The 23591-nt window shown below is 62.4% G+C and carries 21 protein-coding genes; 8 read left to right on the forward strand and 13 right to left on the reverse strand.

The window, feature by feature from the left end:
• Nucleotides 1-88: 88 nt before the first annotated feature.
• The 3 genes from ACK6BI_RS24165 to ACK6BI_RS24175 are packed head-to-tail and all read left to right on the forward strand — an operon-like array spanning nucleotide 89 to nucleotide 2519.
• Nucleotides 89-427 carry a helix-turn-helix transcriptional regulator gene (locus ACK6BI_RS24165; protein WP_007952897.1) on the forward strand — a complete coding sequence of 113 codons (339 nt, stop codon included), beginning with the start codon at nucleotides 89-91 and terminating at the stop codon, nucleotides 425-427.
• Between the two features lie 38 nt (nucleotides 428-465).
• The gene (locus ACK6BI_RS24170) at nucleotides 466-1710 is read left to right on the forward strand and encodes an FAD/NAD(P)-binding oxidoreductase (RefSeq protein ID WP_409319045.1); all 1245 of its coding nucleotides are present in this window, start codon (nucleotides 466-468) and stop codon (nucleotides 1708-1710) included.
• Between the two features lie 8 nt (nucleotides 1711-1718).
• A complete protein-coding gene (locus tag ACK6BI_RS24175; RefSeq protein WP_409319046.1) occupies nucleotides 1719-2519 on the forward strand; it encodes a sulfite exporter TauE/SafE family protein in 801 nt (266 codons plus the stop codon).
• Between the two features lie 45 nt (nucleotides 2520-2564).
• On the opposite strand, the gene ACK6BI_RS24180 is transcribed toward ACK6BI_RS24175, so the two are convergent.
• Nucleotides 2565-3515, reverse strand: a complete 951-nt coding sequence (locus tag ACK6BI_RS24180; protein WP_409319047.1) for a polysaccharide deacetylase family protein — start codon at nucleotides 3513-3515, stop codon at nucleotides 2565-2567.
• 150 nt (nucleotides 3516-3665) lie between these two features.
• Between ACK6BI_RS24180 and ACK6BI_RS24185 the strand changes: the two genes are divergently transcribed.
• Both ACK6BI_RS24185 and ACK6BI_RS24190 read left to right on the forward strand, forming a co-directional pair.
• The gene (locus ACK6BI_RS24185; protein ID WP_065258958.1) at nucleotides 3666-5321 is read left to right on the forward strand and encodes an MFS transporter; all 1656 of its coding nucleotides are present in this window, start codon (nucleotides 3666-3668) and stop codon (nucleotides 5319-5321) included.
• Entirely contained in the window at nucleotides 5318-6460 is a 1143-nt protein-coding gene (locus ACK6BI_RS24190) for an HlyD family secretion protein (RefSeq protein ID WP_409319048.1), read from the forward strand. The genes ACK6BI_RS24185 and ACK6BI_RS24190 overlap by 4 nt, the downstream gene beginning before the upstream one ends.
• Before the next feature lie 2 nt (nucleotides 6461-6462).
• Here ACK6BI_RS24190 and copD read toward each other — a convergent pair whose 3' ends face one another.
• From copD to ACK6BI_RS24205, 3 genes are read right to left on the reverse strand one after another with little or no spacing between them, the layout of a single operon-like run.
• The gene (gene copD / locus ACK6BI_RS24195; RefSeq protein ID WP_409319049.1) at nucleotides 6463-7320 is read right to left on the reverse strand and encodes a copper homeostasis membrane protein CopD; all 858 of its coding nucleotides are present in this window, start codon (nucleotides 7318-7320) and stop codon (nucleotides 6463-6465) included.
• Nucleotides 7321-7323: 3 nt separating this feature from the next.
• Nucleotides 7324-7686, reverse strand: coding sequence for a copper homeostasis periplasmic binding protein CopC (copC, locus tag ACK6BI_RS24200; protein WP_409319050.1), 363 nt, complete (start codon nucleotides 7684-7686; stop codon nucleotides 7324-7326).
• A 47-nt stretch (nucleotides 7687-7733) separates the two neighbouring features.
• Nucleotides 7734-8168: an acetyltransferase gene (locus tag ACK6BI_RS24205; RefSeq protein WP_409319051.1), complete on the reverse strand. Its 435-nt coding sequence runs from the start codon at nucleotides 8166-8168 to the stop codon at nucleotides 7734-7736.
• A gap of 147 nt (nucleotides 8169-8315) precedes the next feature.
• Between ACK6BI_RS24205 and ACK6BI_RS24210 the strand changes: the two genes are divergently transcribed.
• Nucleotides 8316-8936, forward strand: a complete 621-nt coding sequence (locus ACK6BI_RS24210; protein ID WP_007952885.1) for a TetR/AcrR family transcriptional regulator — start codon at nucleotides 8316-8318, stop codon at nucleotides 8934-8936.
• Between the two features lie 115 nt (nucleotides 8937-9051).
• Here ACK6BI_RS24210 and preA read toward each other — a convergent pair whose 3' ends face one another.
• From preA to hydA, 3 genes are all read right to left on the reverse strand, one after another.
• The gene (preA, locus tag ACK6BI_RS24215) at nucleotides 9052-10326 is read right to left on the reverse strand and encodes an NAD-dependent dihydropyrimidine dehydrogenase subunit PreA (protein WP_409319052.1); all 1275 of its coding nucleotides are present in this window, start codon (nucleotides 10324-10326) and stop codon (nucleotides 9052-9054) included.
• Nucleotides 10327-11694 carry an NAD(P)-dependent oxidoreductase gene (locus tag ACK6BI_RS24220; protein WP_409319053.1) on the reverse strand — a complete coding sequence of 456 codons (1368 nt, stop codon included), beginning with the start codon at nucleotides 11692-11694 and terminating at the stop codon, nucleotides 10327-10329.
• A 189-nt stretch (nucleotides 11695-11883) separates the two neighbouring features.
• Nucleotides 11884-13323 (reverse strand): dihydropyrimidinase, encoded by a 1440-nt coding sequence (gene hydA / locus ACK6BI_RS24225; protein WP_409319054.1) that lies wholly within the window; start codon nucleotides 13321-13323, stop codon nucleotides 11884-11886.
• A 621-nt stretch (nucleotides 13324-13944) separates the two neighbouring features.
• On the opposite strand from hydA, the gene ACK6BI_RS24230 reads away from it, so the two are divergent.
• Both ACK6BI_RS24230 and ACK6BI_RS24235 read left to right on the forward strand, forming a co-directional pair.
• Entirely contained in the window at nucleotides 13945-15429 is a 1485-nt protein-coding gene (locus ACK6BI_RS24230; protein WP_409319055.1) for an NCS1 family nucleobase:cation symporter-1, read from the forward strand.
• Nucleotides 15430-15459: 30 nt separating this feature from the next.
• Nucleotides 15460-16743 (forward strand): Zn-dependent hydrolase, encoded by a 1284-nt coding sequence (locus tag ACK6BI_RS24235; RefSeq protein WP_409319056.1) that lies wholly within the window; start codon nucleotides 15460-15462, stop codon nucleotides 16741-16743.
• Between the two features lie 181 nt (nucleotides 16744-16924).
• Here ACK6BI_RS24235 and ACK6BI_RS24240 read toward each other — a convergent pair whose 3' ends face one another.
• The 6 genes from ACK6BI_RS24240 to ACK6BI_RS24265 all read right to left on the reverse strand — a co-directional run bounded on the left by ACK6BI_RS24240 (nucleotide 16925) and on the right by ACK6BI_RS24265 (nucleotide 23314).
• On the reverse strand, nucleotides 16925-17134 hold the full coding sequence (locus tag ACK6BI_RS24240; RefSeq protein ID WP_409319057.1) for a hypothetical protein: 210 nt from the start codon (nucleotides 17132-17134) through the stop codon (nucleotides 16925-16927).
• Between the two features lie 150 nt (nucleotides 17135-17284).
• The gene (locus ACK6BI_RS24245; protein ID WP_409319058.1) at nucleotides 17285-18673 is read right to left on the reverse strand and encodes an amidohydrolase family protein; all 1389 of its coding nucleotides are present in this window, start codon (nucleotides 18671-18673) and stop codon (nucleotides 17285-17287) included.
• A gap of 12 nt (nucleotides 18674-18685) precedes the next feature.
• Nucleotides 18686-20038, reverse strand: a complete 1353-nt coding sequence (locus ACK6BI_RS24250) for a nucleobase:cation symporter-2 family protein (RefSeq protein WP_409319059.1) — start codon at nucleotides 20036-20038, stop codon at nucleotides 18686-18688.
• Between the two features lie 245 nt (nucleotides 20039-20283).
• Entirely contained in the window at nucleotides 20284-21315 is a 1032-nt protein-coding gene (locus ACK6BI_RS24255) for a CobW family GTP-binding protein (RefSeq protein WP_409319060.1), read from the reverse strand.
• 17 nt (nucleotides 21316-21332) lie between these two features.
• The gene (locus ACK6BI_RS24260; RefSeq protein ID WP_409319061.1) at nucleotides 21333-21932 is read right to left on the reverse strand and encodes a UbiX family flavin prenyltransferase; all 600 of its coding nucleotides are present in this window, start codon (nucleotides 21930-21932) and stop codon (nucleotides 21333-21335) included.
• On the reverse strand, nucleotides 21929-23314 hold the full coding sequence (locus ACK6BI_RS24265) for a UbiD family decarboxylase (protein ID WP_409319062.1): 1386 nt from the start codon (nucleotides 23312-23314) through the stop codon (nucleotides 21929-21931). The genes ACK6BI_RS24260 and ACK6BI_RS24265 overlap by 4 nt, the downstream gene beginning before the upstream one ends.
• Nucleotides 23315-23591: the final 277 nt, after the last annotated feature.

Raw genomic sequence — 23591 nt, forward strand, 5'->3', positions numbered from 1 at the left:
TGTGCAAATAGGTGGAAAGTCAGGGTTGCAACACTTTATGTAAACACATAATGTCCGCAGCTTAAGTGACGTTGAAGGCATCCTGCAAATGCAATCCAGTCTGACCGAGTGTGAAGTCGCCCAGCTCAGGGCATCGGCGTCGAAGGCCTGTTCGCTGCTCAAGGCCCTGGCCAACGAGGACCGACTGCTGATCCTGTGTCAGTTGACCCAGGGTGAGCGCAATGTCGGCGAGCTGGAGAAAATGACCGGCGTGCGCCAGCCGACCCTGTCCCAGCAATTGGGCATCCTGCGCGATGAAGGGCTGGTCGCGACCCGTCGTGAAGGCAAGTACATTTTTTACGGCCTCGCCAGTCACGAAGTGATCCAGGTGATGAAAACCCTGTCCGGACTCTACTGCGGAGCCGTACTCAAAAGCTGGGCGCAATAGACCCGGCTATCCTTGCGTGCAGCAATAAGGAACAAACAATGAACGATCAACACTGGGGCCCATCCATCAGTGCAGACATCGTGGTCATCGGCGGCGGTACTTCCGGCATCGGTTTTGTCGCCAGTCTGCTCAAGCGTGACCCCCACCTGAACATTACAGTGATCGAGCCGAGCGCCCAGCACTACTATCAACCGGCCTGGACGCTGGTCGGCGGTGGTGCCTACGACGCCAGGGACACTGCCAGACCGATGAACAAGGTGATGCCGCGTCAGGCCACCTGGATTCAAGCGGGCGTGACGGCCATCGATCCCGACCAGCGCCAGCTCACCCTCAACGATCAACGCACCGTCAGCTATCAGAACCTGATCGTCTGCCCCGGCCTGCGTCTGGCCTGGGAGAAGATCGAAGGCTTGCAGGAAAGTCTCGGTCAGCATGGCGTGACCTCGAATTACAGCTATCAGCACGCGCAATACACTTGGGATCAGGTGCAGAAACTGCGTGGTGGCAAGGCGCTGTTCACCCAGCCGGCGATGCCGATCAAATGCGCGGGTGCGCCGCAAAAAGCGCTGTATCTGTCTTGCGATCACTGGCTCAAGCGCAATGTGCTGAGCAAGGTCGACGTCGAGTTCAATCTTGCCGGCGCCGCGCTGTTCGGCGTCCCGACCTTTGTGCCGCCGCTGATGAAGTACATCGAAAAATACAACGCGCGGCTGGCGTTCAATTCCAATCTGGTAAAAGTCGACGGCCCGGCGAAAACCGCCTGGTTCGAGGTCAAGGATGCCGACGGCAACGTCACTCAGGTGGCCAAGACCTTCGATCTGCTGCACGTCGTGCCGCCACAGGTTTCTCCGGACTTCATCGCAAAAAGTCCGCTGGCAGACGCCGCCGGCTGGTGCGAGGTCAACCCGCACAGCCTGCAACATCCGCGTTATCCCGAGGTGTTCGCACTCGGCGATATCTGCAACACCACCAACGCGAAAACCGCTGCTGCCGTGCGCAAGCAGGTCGTGGTGCTCGCCGAGAACCTGCTGGCACAGCGCAAGTCGCTGGCGTTGCCGCTGAAGTACGACGGTTATGGTTCCTGCCCGCTGACGGTGGAGAAGGGCAAGGTGATCCTCGCCGAGTTCGGCTACGGCGGCAAACTGCTGCCGACCTTTCCCCTCGACCCGACCGTGCCGCGGCGCTCTGCGTGGTGGCTGAAGGCGTCCCTGCTGCCTTGGTTCTACTGGAACGGCATGCTCAAGGGCCGCGAATGGCTGACCGGTGTGTCCAACGTCGACTGAGAACCCTTATGTTGCTGGCAAGTCTGTTTGGCGTGGTGATGGGATTGATCCTCGGGCTGACCGGGGCCGGTGGCGGGATTCTCGCGGTGCCGGCGCTGGTACTTGGTCTCGGCTGGACGATGACGCAAGCGGCGCCGGTGGCGTTGTTCGCCGTGGGCAGTGCGGCGGCGGTCGGGGCCATCGATGGTTTGCGTCATGGGCTGGTGCGCTACCGCGCGGCGCTGTTGATCGCCGCGCTCGGCGCGGTGTTTTCGCCGCTGGGCATCTACTTCGCGCACCAGTTGCCGGAGAGGGTCCTGATGATCCTCTTCAGCCTGCTGATGGTGATGGTGGCCTGGCGCATGCTGCGTCGCGAATGCCAGCAAGAGGGGCCGAGCGATCATGGCCACGCCAGTTGGGGCCAGAAGAACTGCATGCTCAATGAACAGACCGGTCGCTTCGACTGGACCGCCAAATGCACCGCGACCCTGGCGGCGCTGGGGGCGGTCACTGGTGTGGTATCCGGGTTGCTCGGCGTCGGCGGCGGGTTCCTGATCGTCCCGGCGTTCAAGCAACTGACCGATGTGCAGATGCGCGGCATCGTCGCCACGTCGCTGATGGTGATCAGCCTGATTTCCGCCATCGGCGTGATCGGTGCGTTTCATGCCGGGGTGCGGATCGATCATCTCGGGGCCGCGTTCATCGTGGCCAGCATTGTCGGCATGATCGTCGGCCGCAAACTTTGCGCGCGAGTGCCGGCGAGAACATTGCAGGTGGGATTCGCCAGTGTGTGCCTGGTGGTTGCGGCTTATATGCTGCTGCGGGCGTGAATCCTCAAGCAGAAAAAAATCGCAGCCTTGGCTGCGATTTTTTTATCACTGGTTGTAAGCCGCCTCGGTGTTGTCGATCAGCGGGTTTTTTTCGGTCAGCACCACCTGGGCGATCTGATCCTTGCGCATGAAGGTCACCTTCGGATGTGACTGCGCATAGCGGATAAAGCGCTCCATTGCCTCGACCATCGCCGGCGTGCCGCCGATGCGGTCGTGCAGGCTCACCGACATCATCCGCCGCTTGCTCGCACCTTCGGCGTAGAGGCGATCGAATTCCAGCACCAGTTGCTGGTAGAACTGCTCGGCGGAGAAATGCCGGCCCTCGATCAATACGATGTCGTTGTTGCGCAGGGTGTAGGGCACCACGGCGAATTTGCGTCCGCGAACCATCGTCACGAAGGGTTCGTCGCGGCTGACATCGTCGATGTGGTAGGTAAAGTTCAGGTCCTGCAGCACCTTCAAGGTGTTGGGGCTGCGCCGCAGCCAGTTGGCGTTGTAGCCCACGGAACGCTGACCGGTGATTTTCTCCACCGCCGCAACGCCGTCGCCGATGAACTGTTTTTCCTGGGCGTAATTCATGTTGTACGAATCGGCCCAGCGCATGCCGTGGGCCGCCAGCTCATGGCCGCGCTCGGCAATCGCCCTGGCCAGTTCCGGGTGTTTGAGCGCTGCTTCACCGACCACGTGAGAAGTGACCTTGATACCGGTGCGATCCCACAGATCGAGCATGCGCCACAGGCCTTCCTTGTAGCCGTAATCGAACCAGGTCTGCGCTGGCAGATCCGGGTAGCCTTTGGGCAGCGGGGTGCCGGAGAACGGACTTTCCGCGCCCTCGGGCTGGCCACCGGTTTCGAATTGCATCGACACCGAAATCACCAGTTGCGAGCCGTCCGGCCACGGGCGTTCTTGGGCAAAGGCGAGGGTGGGCAGCAACAGGGCGGCTGCCAGCAGGTTTTTCAGCAGACGCGGGGAGCGTTGCCAGCGAGGAGCGGTCATAACGGGCACCTTTCAAGTTGAGAAGTGCTGCAAGGTTGGCATTGGCTACGCTTGAGAAAAATCCGCTGCGGGCGAGATGACCTTTAAACAAAATTTACGAATCCCGACGACCCCGGCACACTGAAGCCATTCCTGGCACAAGGCATTTCCATGGACCGATACGCCCCGCGCAACTGGCAGCCTCACGAGAAGCCCAGCCTGCCCGGATCTCCCTCGACGCCGTTGCATTCCAACCCCAAGCGCCTGGCCTATGCGCTGGTCGGGTTGCTGGTGGCATTGACCGGTGGACTGGGCAACTCGCTGGTGGTTGCCAACCTGCCTTATCTGCAAGGCGCGCTCGGGGCGACCACGGCGGAGATGGCCTGGCTGCCGGCGGCCTATGTGATGACCAACGTGTCGATGAACCTGCTGCTGGTGAAGTTCCGGCAGCAGTTCGGCTTGCGGGCGTTCACCGAGGTATTTCTGGTGCTGTATGCGCTGGTGACCTTCGGCCATCTGTTCGTCAACGACCTGAGTTCGGCAATCGCCGTGCGGGCAGCCCACGGCATGGTCGGCGCGGCGCTGAGTTCGCTGGGCCTGTATTACATGGTGCAGGCGTTCCCGGCCAAATGGCGGATGAAGGCACTGGTGCTGGGGCTTGGCACTTCGCAACTGGCGTTACCGCTGGCGCGATTGTTTTCCGAAGACCTGCTGCAGATCGCCGAATGGCGCGGCTTGTACCTGTTCGAGCTGGGCATGGCGCTGCTCTCGCTGGGTTGCGTGCTGATGCTCAAGCTGCCGCCGGGTGATCGCTTCAAGACCTTCGAACCCCTCGACTTCCTGACCTTTGCCATCCTCGCCAGCGGCGTGGCCCTGTTGTGCGCGGTGTTGTCTCTGGGCCGGATCGACTGGTGGCTGGAAGCCGACTGGATCGGCATCGCCCTGGCGGCATCGATTGCCCTGATCCTCGCGGGCCTGGCCATCGAACACAATCGCAGCAATCCGATGCTGATGACCCGCTGGCTCGGCAGCGGGGTGATGATCCGCCTGGCGCTGGCGGTGATCCTGATTCGCATGGTCACCTCGGAACAGTCGACCGGCGCCGTGGGTTTCATGCAGAACCTGAACATGAGCAGTCAGCAGTTGCACAGCCTCTACGTCGTCATGCTGATCGGCAGCATCGCCGGGCTGCTGACCAGTGCGCTGACCATCGACCCGAAACACCTGCTGATGCCGCTGATCGTCTCGCTGGCGTTGATGGCCACCGGTTCGATCATCGACAGTTCCTCGAACAACCTGACCCGTCCCCAAAACCTCTACTTCAGCCAGTTCCTCCTGGCCTTCGGCAGCACGTTTTTTCTGGGGCCGACCATGGTCCTCGGCACGCGCAACGTGCTGACCAATCCGCGCAATCTGGTGAGTTTTTCGGTGTTGTTCGGGATCTGCAACAACCTCGGCGGCCTGATCGGTGCAGCGTTGTTGGGGACGTTCCAGATCGTGCGCGAGAAATTTCATTCCAGCCATATCGTCGAGCAACTGGTGTTGTCCGACCCGTTGGTGGCCGCCCGGGTGCAAAGCGGCGGTTCGGCGGTCGGCTCTCTGATTGCCGACCCGAGCCTGCGCAACCTGCAAGGTATTCGCAGCCTGGCCAACGCCGCCACCCGCGAGGCCAATGTACTGGCCTATAACGATGTGTTCATGCTGATCGCGGTGATCGCGATCCTCACCATGATCTGGATTTCCATCCGTGCGCTGTGGCTGATCAGCACCACCAAAGCCGTCGCCCCGACACCTTCCGTTCCCTCCAGCGGTGCCACTTCTTCATGACCGAACCGACCACCACGACCACCAATGCCATCGCCGCCACACCCGAGGGCGAGGCGCCGCCGTCATCGCCAAATACCGAACCGCGCTCGCTGCGGGTGCGGATCATCTCGTCACTGGGCTTCGCCGCGATTGCCATCGTCGGTGTGCTGATCGTGCTGTATGCCTGGCAGTTGCCTCCGTTCAGCAGTGCGGTCGAGACCACCGAGAATGCGTTGGTACGCGGGCAGGTGACGATCATCGGCCCGCAGCTCAGCGGCTATGTCTATGAAGTGCCGGTGCAGGATTTTCAGTTCGTGAAGGCCGGCGATCTGCTGGTGCGTCTCGATGACCGCATCTATCAGCAGCGTCTCGATCAGTCGCTGGCACAACTGGCGGTGCAGAAAGCTTCGCTGGCCAACGTCGTGCAGCAACGCAACAGCGCCGAAGCGACCATCAAGTTGCGTCAGGCGGTGGTGGCCGACAGCGAGGCGCAGTTGCGCAAAAGCGAGGCGGACCTGCGCCGCAACACGGCGCTGGTCAATGACGGCTCAGTGTCCAAGCGTGAAATGGACGTGGCGCTGGCCGCCAATGCGCAAAGCATTGCATCGGTGGCGCAGGCCAAGGCCAATCTGGAAATCGCCCGGCAGGATCTGCAAACGGTGATCGTCAATCGCGGTTCGCTGGAGGCTGCAGTGGCCAGTGCCGAGGCGGCCGTGCAGCTGGCGCGGATTGATCTGTCCAACACCCGGATCATCGCCCCGCGTGACGGTCAGCTCGGGCAGATCGGCGTGCGCCTCGGGGCCTACGTCAACTCCGGGGCGCAGTTGATGGCGCTGGTACCGGATCAGAAGTGGGTGATCGCCAACATGAAAGAAACCCAGATGAACAACGTGCGGGTCGGGCAACCGGTGAGCTTCACCGTCGATGCGCTGAACCACCGCAAGTTCACCGGCCACGTTCAGCACATCTCGCCCGGTACCGGTTCGGAGTTCGCGTTGTTGCAGGCCGACAACGCCACCGGCAACTTCGTGAAGATCGCCCAGCGGGTGCCAGTGCGAGTGACCATCGATCCGGACCAACAGGAAATCGAACGCTTGCGGCCGGGCATGTCGGTGGTGGTCAGCATCGATACGGCGAGGGGCGATACCCAGAAACATTGACGTCAGGCCGCAATCATCGGCGGCAGGGTGCCGAGCACCGAAACCGCCGCCACGGCACCGATCCCCAGCAGCCACTCGAGCATCACGCTGCGCTTGAGGGTGTCGACGCGCTGTTCGCAATCGCGGATGCGCAAGCGGTTGAACAACGCCAGTGCGAGCATGCCGATCACCAGTAACGCCTTGATCAGCAGGATCAGGGCGAATCCCGAGAACAACGGCGTCGGCCACCACTGGCCGGTGAGGACGCGCACGTTGATCAGCCCGGTGATCAACAGCCCGGCAACCAACCCGTAGCCGACCCCGCTGAACCGCTGCAAGACCTGGCGTACCGTTTCGCCTGACTGGCGCAGGATCATCACCAGCATCAACAACCCGCCCAGCCACGCGCCGACGCAGGTCAGGTGAATGACTTGATTGAGGATCAGCATCTGGCCGTTGAAACCATCGAGCATCGCCCCGTGGCCGACCGGCGCGAGGGTGATCAGCAGCAACGCGCTGAGGCCCAGTCGCAATGGCTGGCTGGAACGCCACGGCGTAAACAGCAACGCCAGCAACAGGGCATTGATCAACAGATGCCAGCGCCACACCTGACCGAAAAACGTATGGCCCAGCACCCGCTCAATGGTGTCCGGATCGAATGCCGCATCGGGCGAACCCGCCATGCTCGCGGTGATCAACAACGCCCAGGCAACGCCGCTGGCCAGCGCAACGGCCGCCAACCAACGCGCCAGCCGCGCCAGCTGCCGATCCAGCGCCGGCGCTTCACCCTTGAGCAGCAGCGGCCGGAACAGCCAAGCCCCGAACAGCATCAATACCACGATGAAATGCAGGAACCGGCACAGCACCAGCGCGTCACTCATGAATTACTGGCCAACCTTGAACTGATAGGCGCCTTCGCTCTTGTGCGTATCAACCGAAACTGCATGCCATTCGACTTTGTATTCGCCTGCGGTCAACGGTGCTTCAGGGGTGACGATCAGGGTTTTTTTGTCGCCTTCGGTGGTCAATGGCTTGATCTTCACCGGCGCGCTGTCGTGGGTCACGGTGACTTTGGTGAAGCTGGCTTCGACGCCTTCGGAAAACACCAGGCGCAGATCCGCAGGCGCGGCGACGGTGCTGTCGGCGGCCGGGGTTTCACTTTTCAGGTGAGCATGAGCGAACGCCTGGGAAGTGACGACCAGCGAAGCGAGCAGGGCGCCAGCGGTGAACAGCTTTTTCATCGACATGGACAGGTTCCTTTCGGTGGAATGGCGGGCTGAGTATAGAGCGAGGATCACAGGGTTTTCAGACGCATGTGTACGACCGGAAAGGGCCGGCCTTCACCGTCGAGTTCCGAGCGGCCGATGTCTTCGAAACCGTAGTGCAGATAGAAACCGTGAGCCTGGGGATTCTGTTCGTTGACGTCCACTTTGAGCAGCGGGCGGCGGACGTGGTCGAGCAAGCGGCGGCCGATGCCCTGGCCGCGCTGTGACGGGTCGATGAACAGCATCTGCATGGTGTCGTCGTCAGTGGCGATGAAGCCTGCGGGGGAACGGTCGGGGTTCTCGAAAACCCAGACATCCAGCGCGGGCAGGTAGGCGTCACGCACCAGTGGAAACAGCCGGTGGATGTCCTCTTCCGGGAGAAAATCGTGGGTGGCGCGGACCGAGCGTTCCCACAGGTCAGCGAGTTGCGGGTCATCCTCGGTGATGCGTTTGCGAATGGTCATCGACAGAATCCTTCAGTGTCTGACAGGGAGAAGGGGGGCGATCCTAAACCAGAAAAAAGCCCAGGTGTGTGAAGAATCGTTCTCGCCTGTCGCCCCTTGCCCGGAGCGGATGCTAGTCTTCAACAACGTTGTCTTCAGGGAGCCCTCATGGGCAATCACAAGATCGAAATCCGCCGTACCAATGTCGACAAGATCCTGCTGGCGGCGGAAAAGGTATTCGCCGAAAAAGGCTTCGGCGGTACCGCCATGGCCGACATCGCCGCCGAAGTGCAGCTACCGCGTTCCAACCTGCATTACTACTTTTCGACCAAGAGCGAGCTGTACAGCGCGGTGCTGTTCGACCTGCTGGAGGTGTGGAAGCAGGACGCGCTGTGCTTCGAGATGTTCGATGATCCGCGGGTAGTGCTCAGCAGCTACATCCGCGCCAAGATGAACCACTCGCGCAGCCGGCCCTACGGCTCGAAAGTCTGGGCCAACGAAATCATCCATGGCGCGCCGACCCTGGGCGAGGCGCTGGATGTCAGCCTGTACGACTGGGCGAAGATGAAGGAAGCGAAGATCCGGCAGTGGGTGGAGGACAAGCGGATTTTGCCGGTGGAGCCGTCGAGTTTGCTGTACATGATCTGGGCTTCGACCCAGCACTATGCCGACTTTGATCATCAGGTGAACATTCTGAATGAGCACCAGCCGCTGTCGGACATGCAGTTCGAGCGCGCGGTGCAGACGGTGACCAGTGTGATTTTGCGGGGGATCGGCCTGGAACCCTGAGCCTTGTGATGGCCGGGCTGGCCTCTTCGCGAGCAGGCTCGCTCCCACAGGGAATTGCATTCCAAATGTGGGAGCGAGCCTGCTCGCGAAAGCGTCGGGTCAGAAACGATGGAACTCAAGGGCTGACGTGATACGGATTCCTCGGATCATGATTCCAGTCCAGAAACGGCTTGCCCGTGTCCATCGGCACCATCTCGATGCAATCCGCCACCGGGCAGGTGATCTGGCACAGATTGCAGCCTACGCACTCATCGTCGATCACTTCATATTTGTGCGTGCCATCGTCCTGCTTCAGGCTGGCGATCGCCTGATGTGACGTGTCCTCGCAGGCGATGTGGCAACGTCCGCAGCCGATGCATGCCTCCTGGTCGATCTTTGCGATCACCTGATAGTTGATGTCGAGATACTTCCAGTCCGTGGTGTTACCCACTGCCCGCCCGGAAAAATCGGCGATGCCGGCATAGCCCTGACTGTCCATCCAGCGCGACAAGCCGTCCTTCATTTCCTCGACAATCCGGAAGCCATGCAGCATCGCCGCCGTGCATACCTGCACTGCGCCGCTGCCCAGGGCGATGAACTCCGCCGCATCGCGCCAACTGCCGATGCCGCCAATGCCGCAGATCGGCAGGCCTTGAGTCTGCGGATCACGGGCAATTTCCGCGACCATGTTCAAAGCGATCGGTTTGACCGCCGAGCCGCAATAACCGCCGTGGGTGCTTTTACTGCCGACGGTGGGCAGGGCGACCATGTGTTCCAGATCCACGCTGGTGATCGAGTTGATGGTGTTGATCAGCGACACCGCATCGGCGCCGCCACGATGTGCGGCGCGGGCGGCGACGCGGATGTCGGTGATGTTCGGTGTGAGTTTGACGATCACCGGCAGCGAGCAATAGGTCTTGCACCAGCGTGTGACCTGCTCGACGTACTCCGGCACCTGGCCGACCGCTGCGCCCATGCCGCGTTCGGGCATGCCGTGGGGGCAGCCGAAATTCAGCTCGATGCCGTCGGCGCCGGTGGCTTCCACCAGTGGCAGGATGTGTTTCCACGATTCCTCGACACACGGCACCATCAGCGACACGATCAGCGCGCGATCCGGCCAGTCTTTCTTCACCTGGGTGATTTCCCGCAGGTTGATTTCCAGCGAGCGGTCGGTGATCAGTTCGATGTTGTTGATACCGAGCACTTCACGGTTGTTGCCGTAATGCGCCGAGTAGCGAGAGGAGACGTTGACCGCCGCCGGGTCTTCACCCAGGGTTTTCCAGACCACGCCGCCCCAGCCCGCCTCGAAGGCACGCACTACGTTGTAGGCCTTGTCGGTCGGCGGCGCGGAGGCCAGCCAGAACGGATTGGGGGCTTTGATGCCGGCGAAGACAATCGAAAGATCGGCCATTTACGCAGCCTCCACGTTGAGCATCAGTTGAGCGTTGATCGCCTCGGCGGCGCGTTTGCCGTGTTGCACTGCTTGCACGGTGAGGTCTTGATCGAGGCTGGTGCAGTCGCCGCCGGCATACACGCCGGGGATGCTGGTGCGCAGGTGTTCATCGACCAGAATCCGTTCGCCCTGACGCTTGAGTTCACGGGCCAGTGGGTCGGTGAGGGCGCCGCCGTCTAAGGCCTGGCCAATGGCTTTGAAGATCGCATCGGCGGCCAGCTCGAACGTCTCGCCCGTGGTTTGCAGGCGACCTTCCACCAGATGCGTGCGGGCGAAGCGCATGCCGCGCACTTTGCCCTGAGCGTCGAGCAGCACTTCGTCCGGTTGTGCCCAGGTCAGCAGCCGCACCTGATTGGCCTTGGCGATGTCCTGCTCATGGCCGGTGGCGCCCATGTCCGCCGCGCCACGGCGATAGACCAGATTGACGTCGCGGGCGCCGAGGCGGGCCATTTGCACGGCCATGTCGATGGCGGTGTTGCCAGCACCGAGGACGATGCAACGTTCGGCCAGTGGCAATTGCGTAAGGTCATCGGCCTGGCGCAGTTCACGGATGTAGTCGGTGGCGGCGAGCAGGCCGGGGGCGTCTTCGTGGGCCAGGCCGAGTTGCTTGCTGGCATTGAGGCCGAGGCCGAGGAACACCGCGTCGAACTGCTGGTGCAGTTCGCTCAGGGTCAGGTTCTCGCCGAGCTTCTGCCCGTGGCGGATTTCGATGCCGCCGATTTGCAGGAGGAAATCCAGCTCCTTCTGCGCGTAGTCATCCACCAGTTTGTATTTGGCGATCCCGTATTCGTTGAGCCCGCCAGCCTTCTCCCGGGCCTCGAAAATCACCACGTCATGGCCGTGCATCGCACTGCGATGGGCGCAGGACAATCCCGCCGGGCCCGCACCGACCACGGCAATGCGCTTGCCTGTGGCGGCGGCGCGCTGGAACGGGTGCTCGCTGAAGTGCGCGTTGTCCACGGCGTAGCGTTGCAGCAGACCGATCAGCACCGGCGCGCATTCGTGGGCGTTATTGCGCACGCAGGCTTGCTGGCAAAGGATCTCGGTCGGACAGACCCGCGCACAACTGCCGCCGAGGATGTTCGCCGAAAGGATTTTCTGCGCCGCACCCGGCACGTTGTCCTGATGGATATTGCGGATGAACGACGGGATATCGATCTCGCTCGGACAGGCATTCACGCACGGCGCGTCGTAGCAGTACAGGCAGCGCGAGGCTTCCAGATGCGCCTGACGGTCGTTGAGCGGTGGCGCCAGATCGGTGAAATGGCCGGCGAGGGCGGCCGCACTTTCGTGCGGATGCGGGAGGTGGTTCAGGGACTCGATCACGGTTTTTTGCCTCACGGTTAATTGAGGTTGCTGCCTCTGTCGGGCAGTGGTTTTTGCAAAGCTTTTGTGGCGAGGGAGCTTGCTCCCGCACGGCGGGCCCAAAACGTCGGGTCGCTGACTCAGGTACTCGCGCCGGTCGGATTTGGGGCGGCTTCGCCACCCAACGGAAGCAAGCTCCCTCGCCACAGGTCAGCGTTTGACTGCAACGGGCTTGTGCATCTCAGCCCGCTTGCTCAGCAAATCGAACACCGCCGGATACGCTGGCCGTTCGATATACCGGCCCGCGCCGCGCTCGGCGCGCAGGTCGCCATCGGCCCAGACCACTTTCCCCTGGCTGACGGTATGGCTCGGCACGCCTGTTACGGTCTTGCCTTCGAAGATGTTGAAGTCCACCTGCTGATGGTGGGTCTTGGAGGAGATGGTGCGGGTGCCTTGCGGGTCCCACAGCACCAGATCGGCATCGGCGCCGACGCGGATCGCACCTTTGCGCGGGTAGAGGTTGAAGATCTTTGCGGTGTGGGTGGAGGTGAGGGCAACGAATTCCTGCATCGACAAGCGCCCGCTGTTCACCCCTTCATCCCACAACACCGCCATGCGGTCTTCGATCCCGGCGGTGCCGTTGGGGATCTTGCTGAAGTCGTCGCGGCCGGCGGCTTTCTGCTCGGCGCAGAAGCAGCAGTGGTCGGTGGCGGTGGTGTGCAGATTGCCGCTCTGCAAGCCATGCCACAGCGCTTGCTGATGTCCGCGCGGGCGGAACGGCGGGCTCATCACGTAACCGGCGGCGGTCTGCCAGTCCGGGTTCTGGTAGACGCTGTCGTCCAGCAGCAGATGCCCGGCCAGCACTTCGCCGTAGACCGGTTGGCCCTTGCTGCGGGCGTAGGTGATTTCGTCGAGGGCTTCCTTGGTCGAGACGTGCACCAGGTACAACGGAGTGCCGATGGTTTCAGCGATACGAATCGCCCGGCTCGCGGCTTCGCCTTCGACCTGGGATGGCCGCGACAGCGGATGCGCTTCCGGCCCGGTGATGCCCTGGGCCATCAACTTGCGTTGCAGGTGATAGACCAGCTCGCCGTTTTCCGCGTGCACGGTCGGCACCGCACCGAGTTCCAGGCAGCGCTCGAAGCTCGCCACCAGCGTGTCGTCGGCGGCCATGATCGCGTTCTTGTAGGCCATGAAATGCTTGAAGCTGTTGATCCCGTGGTGGCTGACCAATTCGGCCATTTCCTCACGCACCTGCTCGCTCCACCAGGTGATCGCGACGTGGAAGCCGTAGTCCGACGCCGACTTCTGCGCCCAGCCACGCCACTGGTGAAACGCTTCGAGCAACGATTGCTGCGGGTTGGGAATCACGAAATCGATGATCGAGGTGGTGCCGCCGGCCAGGCCTGCGGCGGTGCCGCTGTAGAAGTCTTCGCTGGCTACGGTACCCATGAACGGAAGTTGCATGTGGGTGTGCGGATCGATACCGCCGGGCATCAGGTATTGGCCGCTGCCGTCGAGCACTTCGGCGCCGGCGGGAACATTCAGGTTTTCACCAATGGCTTTGATCACGCCGTCAGCGCAATAGACATCGGCGCGGTAACTTTCATCATGGGTAACAACGGTGGCGCCACGGATCAACAGAGACATTCCGAGTTCCTCGCAGGCATGACCGACTTGTGCCGGTTCTAGTGTTTTATTGTTTGCAGCGACAAATGCGTAATCTTGTCAGCGCTGTCAGGAATAGACGCTAGTCGCAGTTTTGAAATTGATCAAGATTATTTTTTATAAGCTTATAATTGTTTTAACTATCTGAAAAATAACGATAAAAATATCAAATCACCAAAATGGTGAGCCATTTCACCATTTTGACGCACTTGACAGGTTGGAAATATGAGCAAAATTTCCTATGTGAAATCAGCCGCTTGAAGTTGAGCTGCGGCTGAGCGCCCACGATGAAAAAAAGTGCAGTGCACCAGATTGAGTCCTGACAGTTCGGATAACTTGCCTGGCATTTGGCCTGAGTGTTCAGTCAAGTTTTCGCGGCCTCACAAGGTGAATAATAAAAACCGATAAACATCAGTCGGTTACAAAGAGTTGAAAGCACGGCCCGATGCGAAAGCGGGGCACCCGGCACGTTTATTGATGCCGCCGCTGACACCATGGCCGGTGCATGAAGGTTGTCAGTTCCTCCGGCCATCGTTCGGCTCGCACCTGCGTGTGCAGCCGCCTGATGAGCAAAAAATAATCAGAAGAAACAGTGGAGCGGCCATGCAACAGAACAGATCGCAAGTGACCGAGCGCGACGGCTTGTTCGAACTCGACGCCGGCAGCGACGTCCTCGACAGTCCCCGTTACAACCACGACATGGCACCGACCAGGGTGCGCGAACGAACCTGGAACAAATGGCACATCACCGCCCTGTGGGTCGGCATGTCGATCTGCGTCCCGACCTACACCCTGGGTGGCGTGCTCACCGCGTATTTCGGTCTGACCGTAGGGGAGGCGCTGCTGGCGATTCTGTTCGCCAATATCATCGTACTCATTCCACTGACGCTGAATGCTTTCCCCGGCACCAAGTACGGCATTCCGTTTCCGGTGCTCTTGCGTTCGTCGTTCGGGATTCTCGGCTCCAACGTGCCGTGCCTGATCCGGGCCCTGGTGGCCTGCGGCTGGTTCGGTATCCAGACCATGTTCGGCGGGCTGGCGATTCACCTGTTTCTCGGCTCGATCTTCGAGGGCTGGAAATCCCTCGGCGGCACGGGGGAGGTGATCGGTTTCATGATCTTCTGGACACTGAACCTGTGGGTGGTGATCCGGGGCGCCGAGTCGATCAAGTGGCTGGAAACCCTGTCGGCGCCGCTGCTGGTGGCGGTCGGCATCGGGTTGCTGGTGTGGGCCATGCCGAATGTGTCGATGACTGAACTGCTGGCGATTGCGCCAAAACGTCCCGAGGGCGCGAGCGTGGTCAGTTACTTTGCCGCCGGGCTGACGGCGATGGTGGGGTTCTGGGCCACGCTTTCGCTGAACATTCCCGACTTCAGCCGTTATGCCCGCAGCCAGAAGGATCAGATCCTCGGACAGATTTTCGGCCTGCCGCTGACCATGTTCCTGTTCGCCGCGCTGGGCGTGGTGATGACCGCCGCATCGGTGAAGCTGGTGGGCGTCAGCGTTTCCGATCCGGTGACGCTGATCGGTCATATCCAGAGCCCGGTGTGGGTTGCGGTGGCCATGGCGCTGATCATCATCGCCACGCTGTCGACCAACACCGCCGCCAACATCGTTTCGCCGACCAACGACTTTCAGAACATCGCGCCCAAGGTCATCAACCGTACCAGCGCGGTGATTCTCACCGGCCTCGTCGGTCTGGCGCTGATGGGCCATGAGCTGCTGAAGAAACTCGGCTGGATCGTCTCGGACCTGAGCCTGGAAACCGTGTATTCGAACTGGCTGCTGGGTTATTCCAGCCTGCTCGGGCCGATTGCCGGGATCATGGTGGTGGACTATTTCCTGATCAAGAAACAGCAACTGGACCTCGCCGGCCTGTACCGCGATGACGTTTATCCGGCGTGGAACCGGGCCGGGTTCATCGCCTTCGGCGTGCCAGTGGTGCTGACACTGCTGTCGCTGGGCAGCAGCGCGTTCAACTGGTTCTACAGCTACGGCTGGTTCACCGGCTCGGCGCTGGGCGGGTTGATCTATTACGGGTTGTGCGCGATGCGGAGCAACCCGGTGGTCGTCAAATCGCCGTTGTAATTCCCATAAGAACTGCCTGAGGAGATCCCCATGAACGCAGCCGTTGACGTTTTGCAATCGACCCATCAGCACATCAACCGCGACCGCTTGTGGGCGTCGCTCATGGAACTGGCGAGACTCGGCGCCACGGTCAAGGGCGGGGTCTGTCGCCTGGCTCTGACCGACCTCGACCGCCAGGCCCGCGACCTGTTCGTGCAGTGGTGCAAGGACGCCGGTTGCAGCGTCTCGGTCGATGAAGTCGGCAATATCTTCGCCCGCCGCGCCGGCCGCAACCCGGACCTGCCACCGGTGATGACGGGCAGCCACATCGACACCCAGCCCACCGGCGGCAAGTTCGACGGCTGCTTCGGGGTGCTGGCCGGAGTCGAAGTGTTGCGCACCCTCAACGATCTGGGCGTGGAAACCGAGGCACCGCTGGAAGTGGTGGTCTGGACCAACGAAGAAGGCTCGCGCTTCGCCCCGTGCATGATGGGCTCCGGCGTGTTCGCAGAAAAATTCACCCTTGAAGAAACCCTGGCCAAGGTCGATGCCGACGGCGTCACGGTCGGCGAAGCGCTGAACGCCATCGGCTACGCCGGGTCACGCAAGGTCAGCGGGCACAAGGTCGGTGCCTATTTCGAGGCGCACATCGAGCAAGGTCCGATCCTTGAGGATGAACAGAAAACCATCGGCGTAGTGCTCGGCGCACTGGGGCAGAAGTGGTTCGACTTGAAACTGCGTGGCGTCGAAGCCCACGCCGGTCCGACCCCGATGCACCTGCGCAAGGATGCTCTGGTCGGCGCCTCGGTCATCGTCGGCGCGGTCAATCGCGCAGCCCTCGGCCATCAACCCCACGCCTGCGGCACGGTCGGTTGCCTGCAAGCCTATCCCGGCTCACGCAACGTGATTCCCGGCGAAGTGCGCATGACCCTCGACTTCCGGCATCTTGAACCGGCGCGTCTCGACTCGATGATCGCCGAGGTCAAGCAAGTCATCGAAACCACCTGCGAAGAACACGGCCTGACCTGGGAGCTGACCCCGACCGCCGACTTCCCGCCGCTGTACTTCGAAAAAGGCTGCGTCGAAGCCGTGCGCGGCGCTGCCAAAGGTCTGGGCCTGTCGCACATGGACATCGTCAGCGGTGCCGGCCACGACGCCATCTTCCTCGCCGAGCTCGGCCCGGCCGGGATGATCTTCGTACCGTGTGAGGGCGGCATCAGCCACAACGAAATCGAAAACGCCGCGCCGGACGATCTGGCGGCCGGTTGTGCGGTGTTGCTGCGGGCGATGCTGGCGGCTTCGGCGGCGGTGGCAGGAGGGCAGCAGGCGGCCTGACTTCAGACAGTCATCAGCCAGCGCACAAGTGGCTTGCTGGCCGACCCCAGGGTCAGCCAGCAAGGGTTGAGTCATTTGCTACCGATTGAATGGTGGGCCGGACTGGCCGTTATCAAGCCTTCGATCCTGTGCTAAGCGCTATTGAAACCGGGCCGAGCATGAACGCGGGCGGGTGAACCGATTACACGGAATTGCCGGTTTTACTCGCCGCGCCTTTACGCCGCTCAACGCCATCCGGGTTGCCGACGTCCAGCAACCGTCTTTCCACCATTACCTTTTCAAGCGCCTGACGCTCGACCGGCGCCATCTGGTGCTCGCGCTTTTTCAGCTCCAGCAGAATGGGGCTGGACCAAGTGCGATAGGTCTGTTCGATAGTGCTGCGGGATGTCATCAGTCTCTCCTTGATCAAGAGCCCGGTGTGGCCGGCAGGGGCTCAATCCGATGAGGTACTAACGTTAGTCGACAAAACCGGAAGTCGCTAATGCCGCCGGTGGAAGCCGACGAGGCGAATCGTCGCACCGCCGCTCCCACCGGATATGCATCAATCGTCGACCGTCATCAGTGCCTGCACTCCCTCCCAGGCCTCGGCCCGCATCCGCTCGATATCCAGCCCCGGAATCACGCCGTCATCGACGACGATCCGCCCGCCCACCAGGCTGTACTTCACGGCAATCGGCTCACCCGCGACGACCGGCGCGACGGCATTGTCGTGGAAGCCGTAGAAGCGTGGATGGTCGAGGCTGTAGATCACCAGATCCGCCGCCTGGCCGACTTCCAGCGTGCCGACCGCGCCGAGGCCGAGTACTTGCGCGCCGCCCGCCGTGCCCCAGTGGATCACGTCTTCGGCGGTGGTCGCCGAGGCGCCTTGCCCTGCGCGGTGGATCAGCCATGCGGTGTTGACTTCGCCGACCATGCTTCCGGATTCGTTGGAGGCCACACCGTCGACGCCGAGGGAGATCGGCACACCGGCCTCGTACATTTGCGGGATCGGCGCGACGCCGCTGCCCAGCCGGGCGTTGCTCACCGGGCAGTGGGCGACGCCGGTGCCGGTCTGGGCGAGCATGCGGATTTCTCCCGGTTGCAGATGAACGGCGTGGGCGAACCAGACGTCGGGGCCGAGCCATTCGTGTTCGGCGACGAATTCCACCGGCAGGCAGTTGTACTTGTCGCGGCAAAAATTCACGTAGTTCTGGGTTTCCGACAGGTGGGTGTGCAGGCGCAATCCCATGCCTCGGGCGGTATGCGCCAGTTCCCGCAGCAACGTTGGCGGCAGCGAGAAGGTCGGCGTGGTTGGCGCAACGACCACCCGGCGCAGGGCATCCGGGGTGTCCTGGTGGTAGCGCGATTTCAGTCGTTCGATGTCACCGACCATTTGCTCCAGGGATTCCGGTTGCAGCGCAGTTTTCGAGAAGCCCGGATGTGCACTGGCCGACTCCAGCGCACCGCCACGGCACAGCACGAAACGCAGGCCGAATGACTCGGCAAGGTCGAACAGCAAGTCGCCGGTCTCGGTGCTGCCGTGGGCGTGGTAGAGGTAGTGGTGATCGGCGCAGGTGGTGACGCCGGACAGCAGCAGTTCGACCATCCCCAGCCGTGCGGCGATCCGCGCCAGTTGCGGGGTGAAGCGGTTCAGGCGTGGATAGGGCACGCTCGCCAGCCAGCCTTGCAGGTCCTGATTCAAGCCTTCGGGCACGGCTTTGAGCAGGTTCTGGAACAGGTGATGGTGGGTGTTGATCCAGCCCGGATAGACCACTGAGTTGCGCGCGTCGATCACCCGCTCACCGGGTTGTGGCTCAAGGTTCGCGGCCATTTGCGCGATGCGACCGTTGACCACGCGGATGTCCACGGCGCCGGCCCGGGCCCGGGGGCCACGCAGGCCGGTCATCACCGCCACGGGATTTTTGATCAGGATGGTTTGAAGTTGAATCATGGGCAGCTCCAGTCAGAGAATGTGCGAGGCGGATTTGCCGGGTGTGGTTTCTGGCACGCTGACGCCGTTGAGCGCCGCGTTGAGCAGCACCGACACCAGGCAGGCGATGACCACGCTGCTGTGCAGGAACGGCTGTGACCACTCGGGCAGTTGTTTGAACAGGGTCGGAGCGAGCACCGGCACCAGCGCGGCGGCGATGGTGAAGCCGACGATCAGTACGTTGTAGCGATTGCGCTCGTAGTCGACCTTGGCCAGGGTCTGGATGCCCGCCGCCGCGACCACGCCGAACATCGCGATGCCGGCACCGCCCAGCGCAGCGGTCGGCATCGAGGCGATGATTGCCCCGGCCTTGGGCACCAGTGCAATCGAGCACATCAGCAGGCCGCTGATCGCCACCACCCAGCGGCTGCGCACGCCGGTCAGGATCACCAGCCCGACGTTTTCCATGAAGGCAATGAACGGGAACGCGGCGAACATCCCGGCGATGGTGCTGGCCAGGCCGTTGGCGCGCAGGCCGTTGATCACCTGTTTGTCGTCCACCGGTTTGTCGACGATGTCGCCGATGGCCACGAACAGCCCCATGGACTCGACCATCTGCACGATCATCACCACCACCATGGTGGCGATGGGGATCAGGCTGAAGGTCGGCAAACCGAAATAGAACGGGTAGGGCACGGTCAGCCACGGCGCGTCCTCGACGCTGTGAAAGTTGCCCATGCCCAGACCGTAAGCCAGACCGGCCCCCACCAGCATCCCCACCAGCACCGCCATGTTGCGCAGCAACGGGCTGCCGTAGCGGTTGACCAGCAGGATGGTCAGCAACACCAGCACTGCTACGGCGAGAAAGGCCGGGGCACCGAAATTGTCCGCGTTGCGCCCGCCGCCAACCCATTCATAGGCAATCGGGAACAGCTGCAGACCGATCACCGTGACGATGCAACCGGTCACCACCGGCGGAAAGAAGCGTCGCAAGCGGCCCACGAACGGTGCCATCAGCAGGGTGAAAATCCCCGCGCCGATCACGGCCCCGCAAACCCCGGCGAAGCCCACCTGCGGGTTGCTGCCGATGGCGATCACCGGCCCGACGCTGCTGAACGCCACGCCCTGCAGAATCGGCAGGCGCACGCCGAACTTCCAGAAACCGACGGTCTGCAGCAGGGTGGCGATGCCGGAACAGAACAGTGTGGTGCTGATCAGCACCACGGTGTCGGCATGGGACATTTTCAGGGCACTGGCGACAATCAACGGCACGGCGATGGCGCCGATGTACGAGACGGCCATGTGCTGCAGGCCGAGGGTGAGCATCTGTCGCACCGGCAAGACGCGGTCGACGGGGTGGACGGTGGAGGAGCTGGCTGACGACATGGGGAATCACCTCTAGCTGTTGTTATTCGGTACAGAGGGGTATTCGTCTGATGTTGCTCGGTCGGTGACCAACCCGCGGCGAGGGAGCTTGCTCCCGCCGGGGCGCGCAGCGGCCCTTCCTTGGCATTTCGGGTCTGCTGCGCAGACCAGCGGGAGCAAGCTCCCTCGCCACAGGTGTGTTGCCGACCGACCGTTTCAGTCATTCGTGCTGCGAAGCCGCCATCCACCGGCTCCGATGCCGGGTTTCAGCCGGCCAGGCAGGCGGCGAAGCCCTGGTTCAGCGCCGCCCGATCCAGGTCGCGGCCGATGAACACGATCTTGCTCGAGCGCGGCTCGCTGCCCCACAGGGTCGAGGCGCGGAACTCCACCAGGCTGTGCACGCCTTGCAGCACGTAGCGCTGGTCTTCGTTGGCCACCGCCAGCACGCCTTTCATACGGTACAGGTTGTCGGCCTGGGCGCTGCGCAACTCGCTGATCCAGCGGTGGAACGCCATCAGGTCGACGGCGCCGTCAACGGCGATGCCCACCGAGGACACGCTCGGGTCGTGCTCATGATCGGGTTCGTCATGGTGGTCGTGAGGGTCAGGTCCGGCGCCGATTTCCATCAGTTTCTGCGTGCATTCGAAGGCGCCGATGCCGAGGATTTTCGACAGATCGATCTGTGCATGGGTCGAGGTCACCAGATCCGCCGTGGCGTTCAAACCACGGATCTTGCCGCGCAGGGTTTCCACCTCTTCAGCACTGACCAGATCGACCTTGTTGATGACAATGCGGTCCGCGCAGACGATCTGATCCACCGCCTGATTGTCGACGCCGTCCAGTTGCAGGTCTTCCAGGTGCTGGGCGATGTGCCTGGCATCGACCATGGTCACGATGGCGTCGAGTTCGACGTCCTCGGCAATCGGGTCGTTGATGAAAAAGCTCTGGGCCACCGGGTACGGGTCGGCCAGACCGCTGGTCTCGATCAGGATGTGATCGAGCCGCACCGGACGCGCCACCAGCTCGCGGACAATCCGCACCAGGTCCTCGCGGACTTCGGCGGTGCAGCAGACACAGCCGTTGACCATTTCGTAGATCTCTTCGGTCTCGGAGCTGAGCACCAGATCGCCGTCGATGCCGACCTCGCCGAACTCGTTTTCGATCACCGCGATCTTGCGGCCGTGGTTCTCCTTGAGGATGTAATTGAGCAGGGTGGTTTTGCCGGCACCGAGGAATCCGGTGAGGATGGTGACCGGAATTTTGGTGTTCGGGGTCGGGGCGTTGAAGGGGGTGGTCATGTGGGGCTCCTTGGTGATTACCGGTGCAGATGAAGCTTGTCTGTGGGGGCTGTGGGTTCTCGCCAGCGCCGGGCGACGCCGGCATCGAGGCCGAACAGGTCGAGGACGCGGCCGAGGCTGTGGTCGACCATTTGCCCGAGGCTGTCGGGGCGGGCGTAAAAGGCCGGCACCGGCGGGGCGATGATCCCGCCCATTTCGGTGACAGCGGTCATGTTGCGCAGGTGGGCGAGGGTCAGTGGCGTCTCGCGAGCCATCAGCACCAGGGTGCGGCGTTCCTTGAGGGTGACGTCGGCGGCGCGACCGATCAGCCCCGATGACGTACCGGTGGCGATTTCCGCGAGGGTGCGCATCGAGCACGGCGCAACCACCATGCCCAGGCAACGGAACGAACCGCTGGCAATTCCGGCAGCCACGTCATCGGAGCGGTGGTAGTGGCTGGCGAGGGCGGTGACGTCCGCCAGCTTGTAGTCGGTTTCGTGAGCCATGGTCAGCAGCGCGGCACGGCTGATGATCAGGTGGCTTTCGATGTCCAGTTCGGCCAGCAGTTCCAGCAGGCGCACGCCGTAGATGAACCCGGACGCGCCGCTGATGCCGACCACTATCCGCCGACGCTTCACGATGGCAGACCTTCAAGCAGTTGCCGTGCGCGCTCCAGCACATTCTGATCGAGCTGCGCCTTGATCCCGTCGAACCCCGAGCCGCGTGTGGCATCGAGGCCCATGCGTGACGTGGTGCCATTGACCGAGGACGACGGGTCCAGCGGGCTGCCGGGCAAGCCATCGATGGTGAATAGGTCAAGGTGCGGCTGGAAATGCGTGGCCAGTGCCCACAGCACCTGGCTGTCGTCGGTGAGGTCGATGTCGCTGTCCACCGCGATCACGGTTTTCAGGTACGGGTCCCAGCCGAGCAGCGCCAGCATGATCTGCCGGGCCTCGCCGTCGCGGCTCTGGTCCAGCGCCACGTAGCAATGAAAATGCGTGCCGGAATTGGGGTAATGCACGGCGGTGACGGCGGGGAAGCGCGCTTTGAGCTTCTCGCTCATTTCCGCTTCACGGGGCAGCCGTGCGAGGGTCAGGTGTTCTGCGTAACGGCCGCCCATCACGTCCACCAGCCACGCGTCCTTGCGCCGTAACAGGGTGTCGACGCGCAGCACGTTGTTGGTCGAGCGATCCGAGGAATAGCCGCTGAACTCGCCGAACGGGCCTTCTTCGGCATAGGCCGTCGGGTCGATGGCGCCTTCGAGTACAAACTCCGCATACGCCGGAACGCCGATGCCGTAGCGCGGGGTCTTGACCAGCTCCAGCGGCGCTGCGAACAACCCGCCCGCCACCGCCCGTTCATCGCTGCCGTAGGGCAGTCGTGCAGCGGCAGCGAGCATGAACAGCGGGTGTGCGCCGACCACCATGGCCACGCGCAATTCTTCGCCGCGTTCGCGGGCGGTCTGCAGCATCCGCCACAGGTGCCCTCGCGAATGCAGGCTGGTGGCCAGGGCCTGACGTGCATGGCGCATCGAGCGGTGGTAGCTCATGTTGGCGATACCGGTGAGCGGGTCTTCGGCGATGATGATCGCGTTGGTGATGTACGGGCCGCGATCACTGTCGAAATGCTTGAGCATCGGCAGCAACGCCAGATCCAGCGCTTGACCCTCGAACACCTCGTCGAGCACCGGGCCGGTTTCGACGTAGCGCGGCGGGATCGGCTGGTTGGCGCGGGTCTGGAAGGTTTCGTGCAATTGCGCGGCGCTGACGTCGAACAGCCGGGCGATACGTCGGCGGGAGGCGAACAGATTGGTCGCCACCGGCACATCGAGGTTGCCGACATTTTCGCAGATCAACAGCGGATCGCGACCCTGCGCGGCGAGGGCATCGACCAGGGCGGTGATGTCCTGATCGGCAGAAAGAGGCTGGGTGATGGTCAGCACATCGTCCGGGTACTGGCGGCGATAGGCGTCGATGAATACGTGGAAATCCTGCGAGTCGCCGAGCGTCGAACGGGTCATGGTTTCACCTCGTAAAAAGCAGGCGCGCAGGGGTGAGGCTGGCGTTCGCCCGACAAGCCGTTGGCCTGCCGGTCGAGCGAACGCCGGGTCATCTTCGCGCCTGTAAAGTCGCTGTGTGGCACTTGAACAGATCCCCTGTGGCGAGGGAGCTTGCTCCCGCGCCGGACTGCGCAGCAGGCCTGTCTTTTTGGGGGGGGCCTGGCCCCCCGCGGGGCGAAGCCCCCCCCCCCCCGGGGGGGCACAATAACTTTCTCCGACTGGGGGGCGTGGGTTGACG

Origin of the sequence: Pseudomonas sp. KCJK9016 (assembly GCF_046231795.1) — a bacterium.
Taxonomy (GTDB): Bacteria; Pseudomonadota; Gammaproteobacteria; order Pseudomonadales; family Pseudomonadaceae; genus Aquipseudomonas; species Aquipseudomonas bananamidigenes.

What these genes read in the sequence shown, in the direction of transcription:
- preA (WP_409319052.1), bottom strand. Translation starts at nt 10,326, where the DNA reads ATGGCCGATCTTTCGATTGTCTTCGCCGGCATCAAAGCCCCCAATCCG.
- ACK6BI_RS24265 (WP_409319062.1), bottom strand. Translation starts at nt 23,314, where the DNA reads ATGACCCGTTCGACGCTCGGCGACTCGCAGGATTTCCACGTATTCATC.
- hydA (WP_409319054.1), bottom strand. Translation starts at nt 13,323, where the DNA reads ATGTCTCTGTTGATCCGTGGCGCCACCGTTGTTACCCATGATGAAAGT.
- ACK6BI_RS24240 (WP_409319057.1), bottom strand. Translation starts at nt 17,134, where the DNA reads ATGACATCCCGCAGCACTATCGAACAGACCTATCGCACTTGGTCCAGC.
- copC (WP_409319050.1), bottom strand. Translation starts at nt 7,686, where the DNA reads ATGTCGATGAAAAAGCTGTTCACCGCTGGCGCCCTGCTCGCTTCGCTG.
- ACK6BI_RS24245 (WP_409319058.1), bottom strand. Translation starts at nt 18,673, where the DNA reads ATGATTCAACTTCAAACCATCCTGATCAAAAATCCCGTGGCGGTGATG.
- ACK6BI_RS24185 (WP_065258958.1), top strand. Translation starts at nt 3,666, where the DNA reads ATGGACCGATACGCCCCGCGCAACTGGCAGCCTCACGAGAAGCCCAGC.
- ACK6BI_RS24170 (WP_409319045.1), top strand. Translation starts at nt 466, where the DNA reads ATGAACGATCAACACTGGGGCCCATCCATCAGTGCAGACATCGTGGTC.
- ACK6BI_RS24180 (WP_409319047.1), bottom strand. Translation starts at nt 3,515, where the DNA reads ATGACCGCTCCTCGCTGGCAACGCTCCCCGCGTCTGCTGAAAAACCTG.
- ACK6BI_RS24250 (WP_409319059.1), bottom strand. Translation starts at nt 20,038, where the DNA reads ATGTCGTCAGCCAGCTCCTCCACCGTCCACCCCGTCGACCGCGTCTTG.
- ACK6BI_RS24175 (WP_409319046.1), top strand. Translation starts at nt 1,719, where the DNA reads ATGTTGCTGGCAAGTCTGTTTGGCGTGGTGATGGGATTGATCCTCGGG.
- ACK6BI_RS24210 (WP_007952885.1), top strand. Translation starts at nt 8,316, where the DNA reads ATGGGCAATCACAAGATCGAAATCCGCCGTACCAATGTCGACAAGATC.
- ACK6BI_RS24165 (WP_007952897.1), top strand. Translation starts at nt 89, where the DNA reads ATGCAATCCAGTCTGACCGAGTGTGAAGTCGCCCAGCTCAGGGCATCG.
- ACK6BI_RS24190 (WP_409319048.1), top strand. Translation starts at nt 5,318, where the DNA reads ATGACCGAACCGACCACCACGACCACCAATGCCATCGCCGCCACACCC.
- copD (WP_409319049.1), bottom strand. Translation starts at nt 7,320, where the DNA reads ATGAGTGACGCGCTGGTGCTGTGCCGGTTCCTGCATTTCATCGTGGTA.
- ACK6BI_RS24205 (WP_409319051.1), bottom strand. Translation starts at nt 8,168, where the DNA reads ATGACCATTCGCAAACGCATCACCGAGGATGACCCGCAACTCGCTGAC.
- ACK6BI_RS24235 (WP_409319056.1), top strand. Translation starts at nt 15,460, where the DNA reads ATGAACGCAGCCGTTGACGTTTTGCAATCGACCCATCAGCACATCAAC.
- ACK6BI_RS24255 (WP_409319060.1), bottom strand. Translation starts at nt 21,315, where the DNA reads ATGACCACCCCCTTCAACGCCCCGACCCCGAACACCAAAATTCCGGTC.
- ACK6BI_RS24230 (WP_409319055.1), top strand. Translation starts at nt 13,945, where the DNA reads ATGCAACAGAACAGATCGCAAGTGACCGAGCGCGACGGCTTGTTCGAA.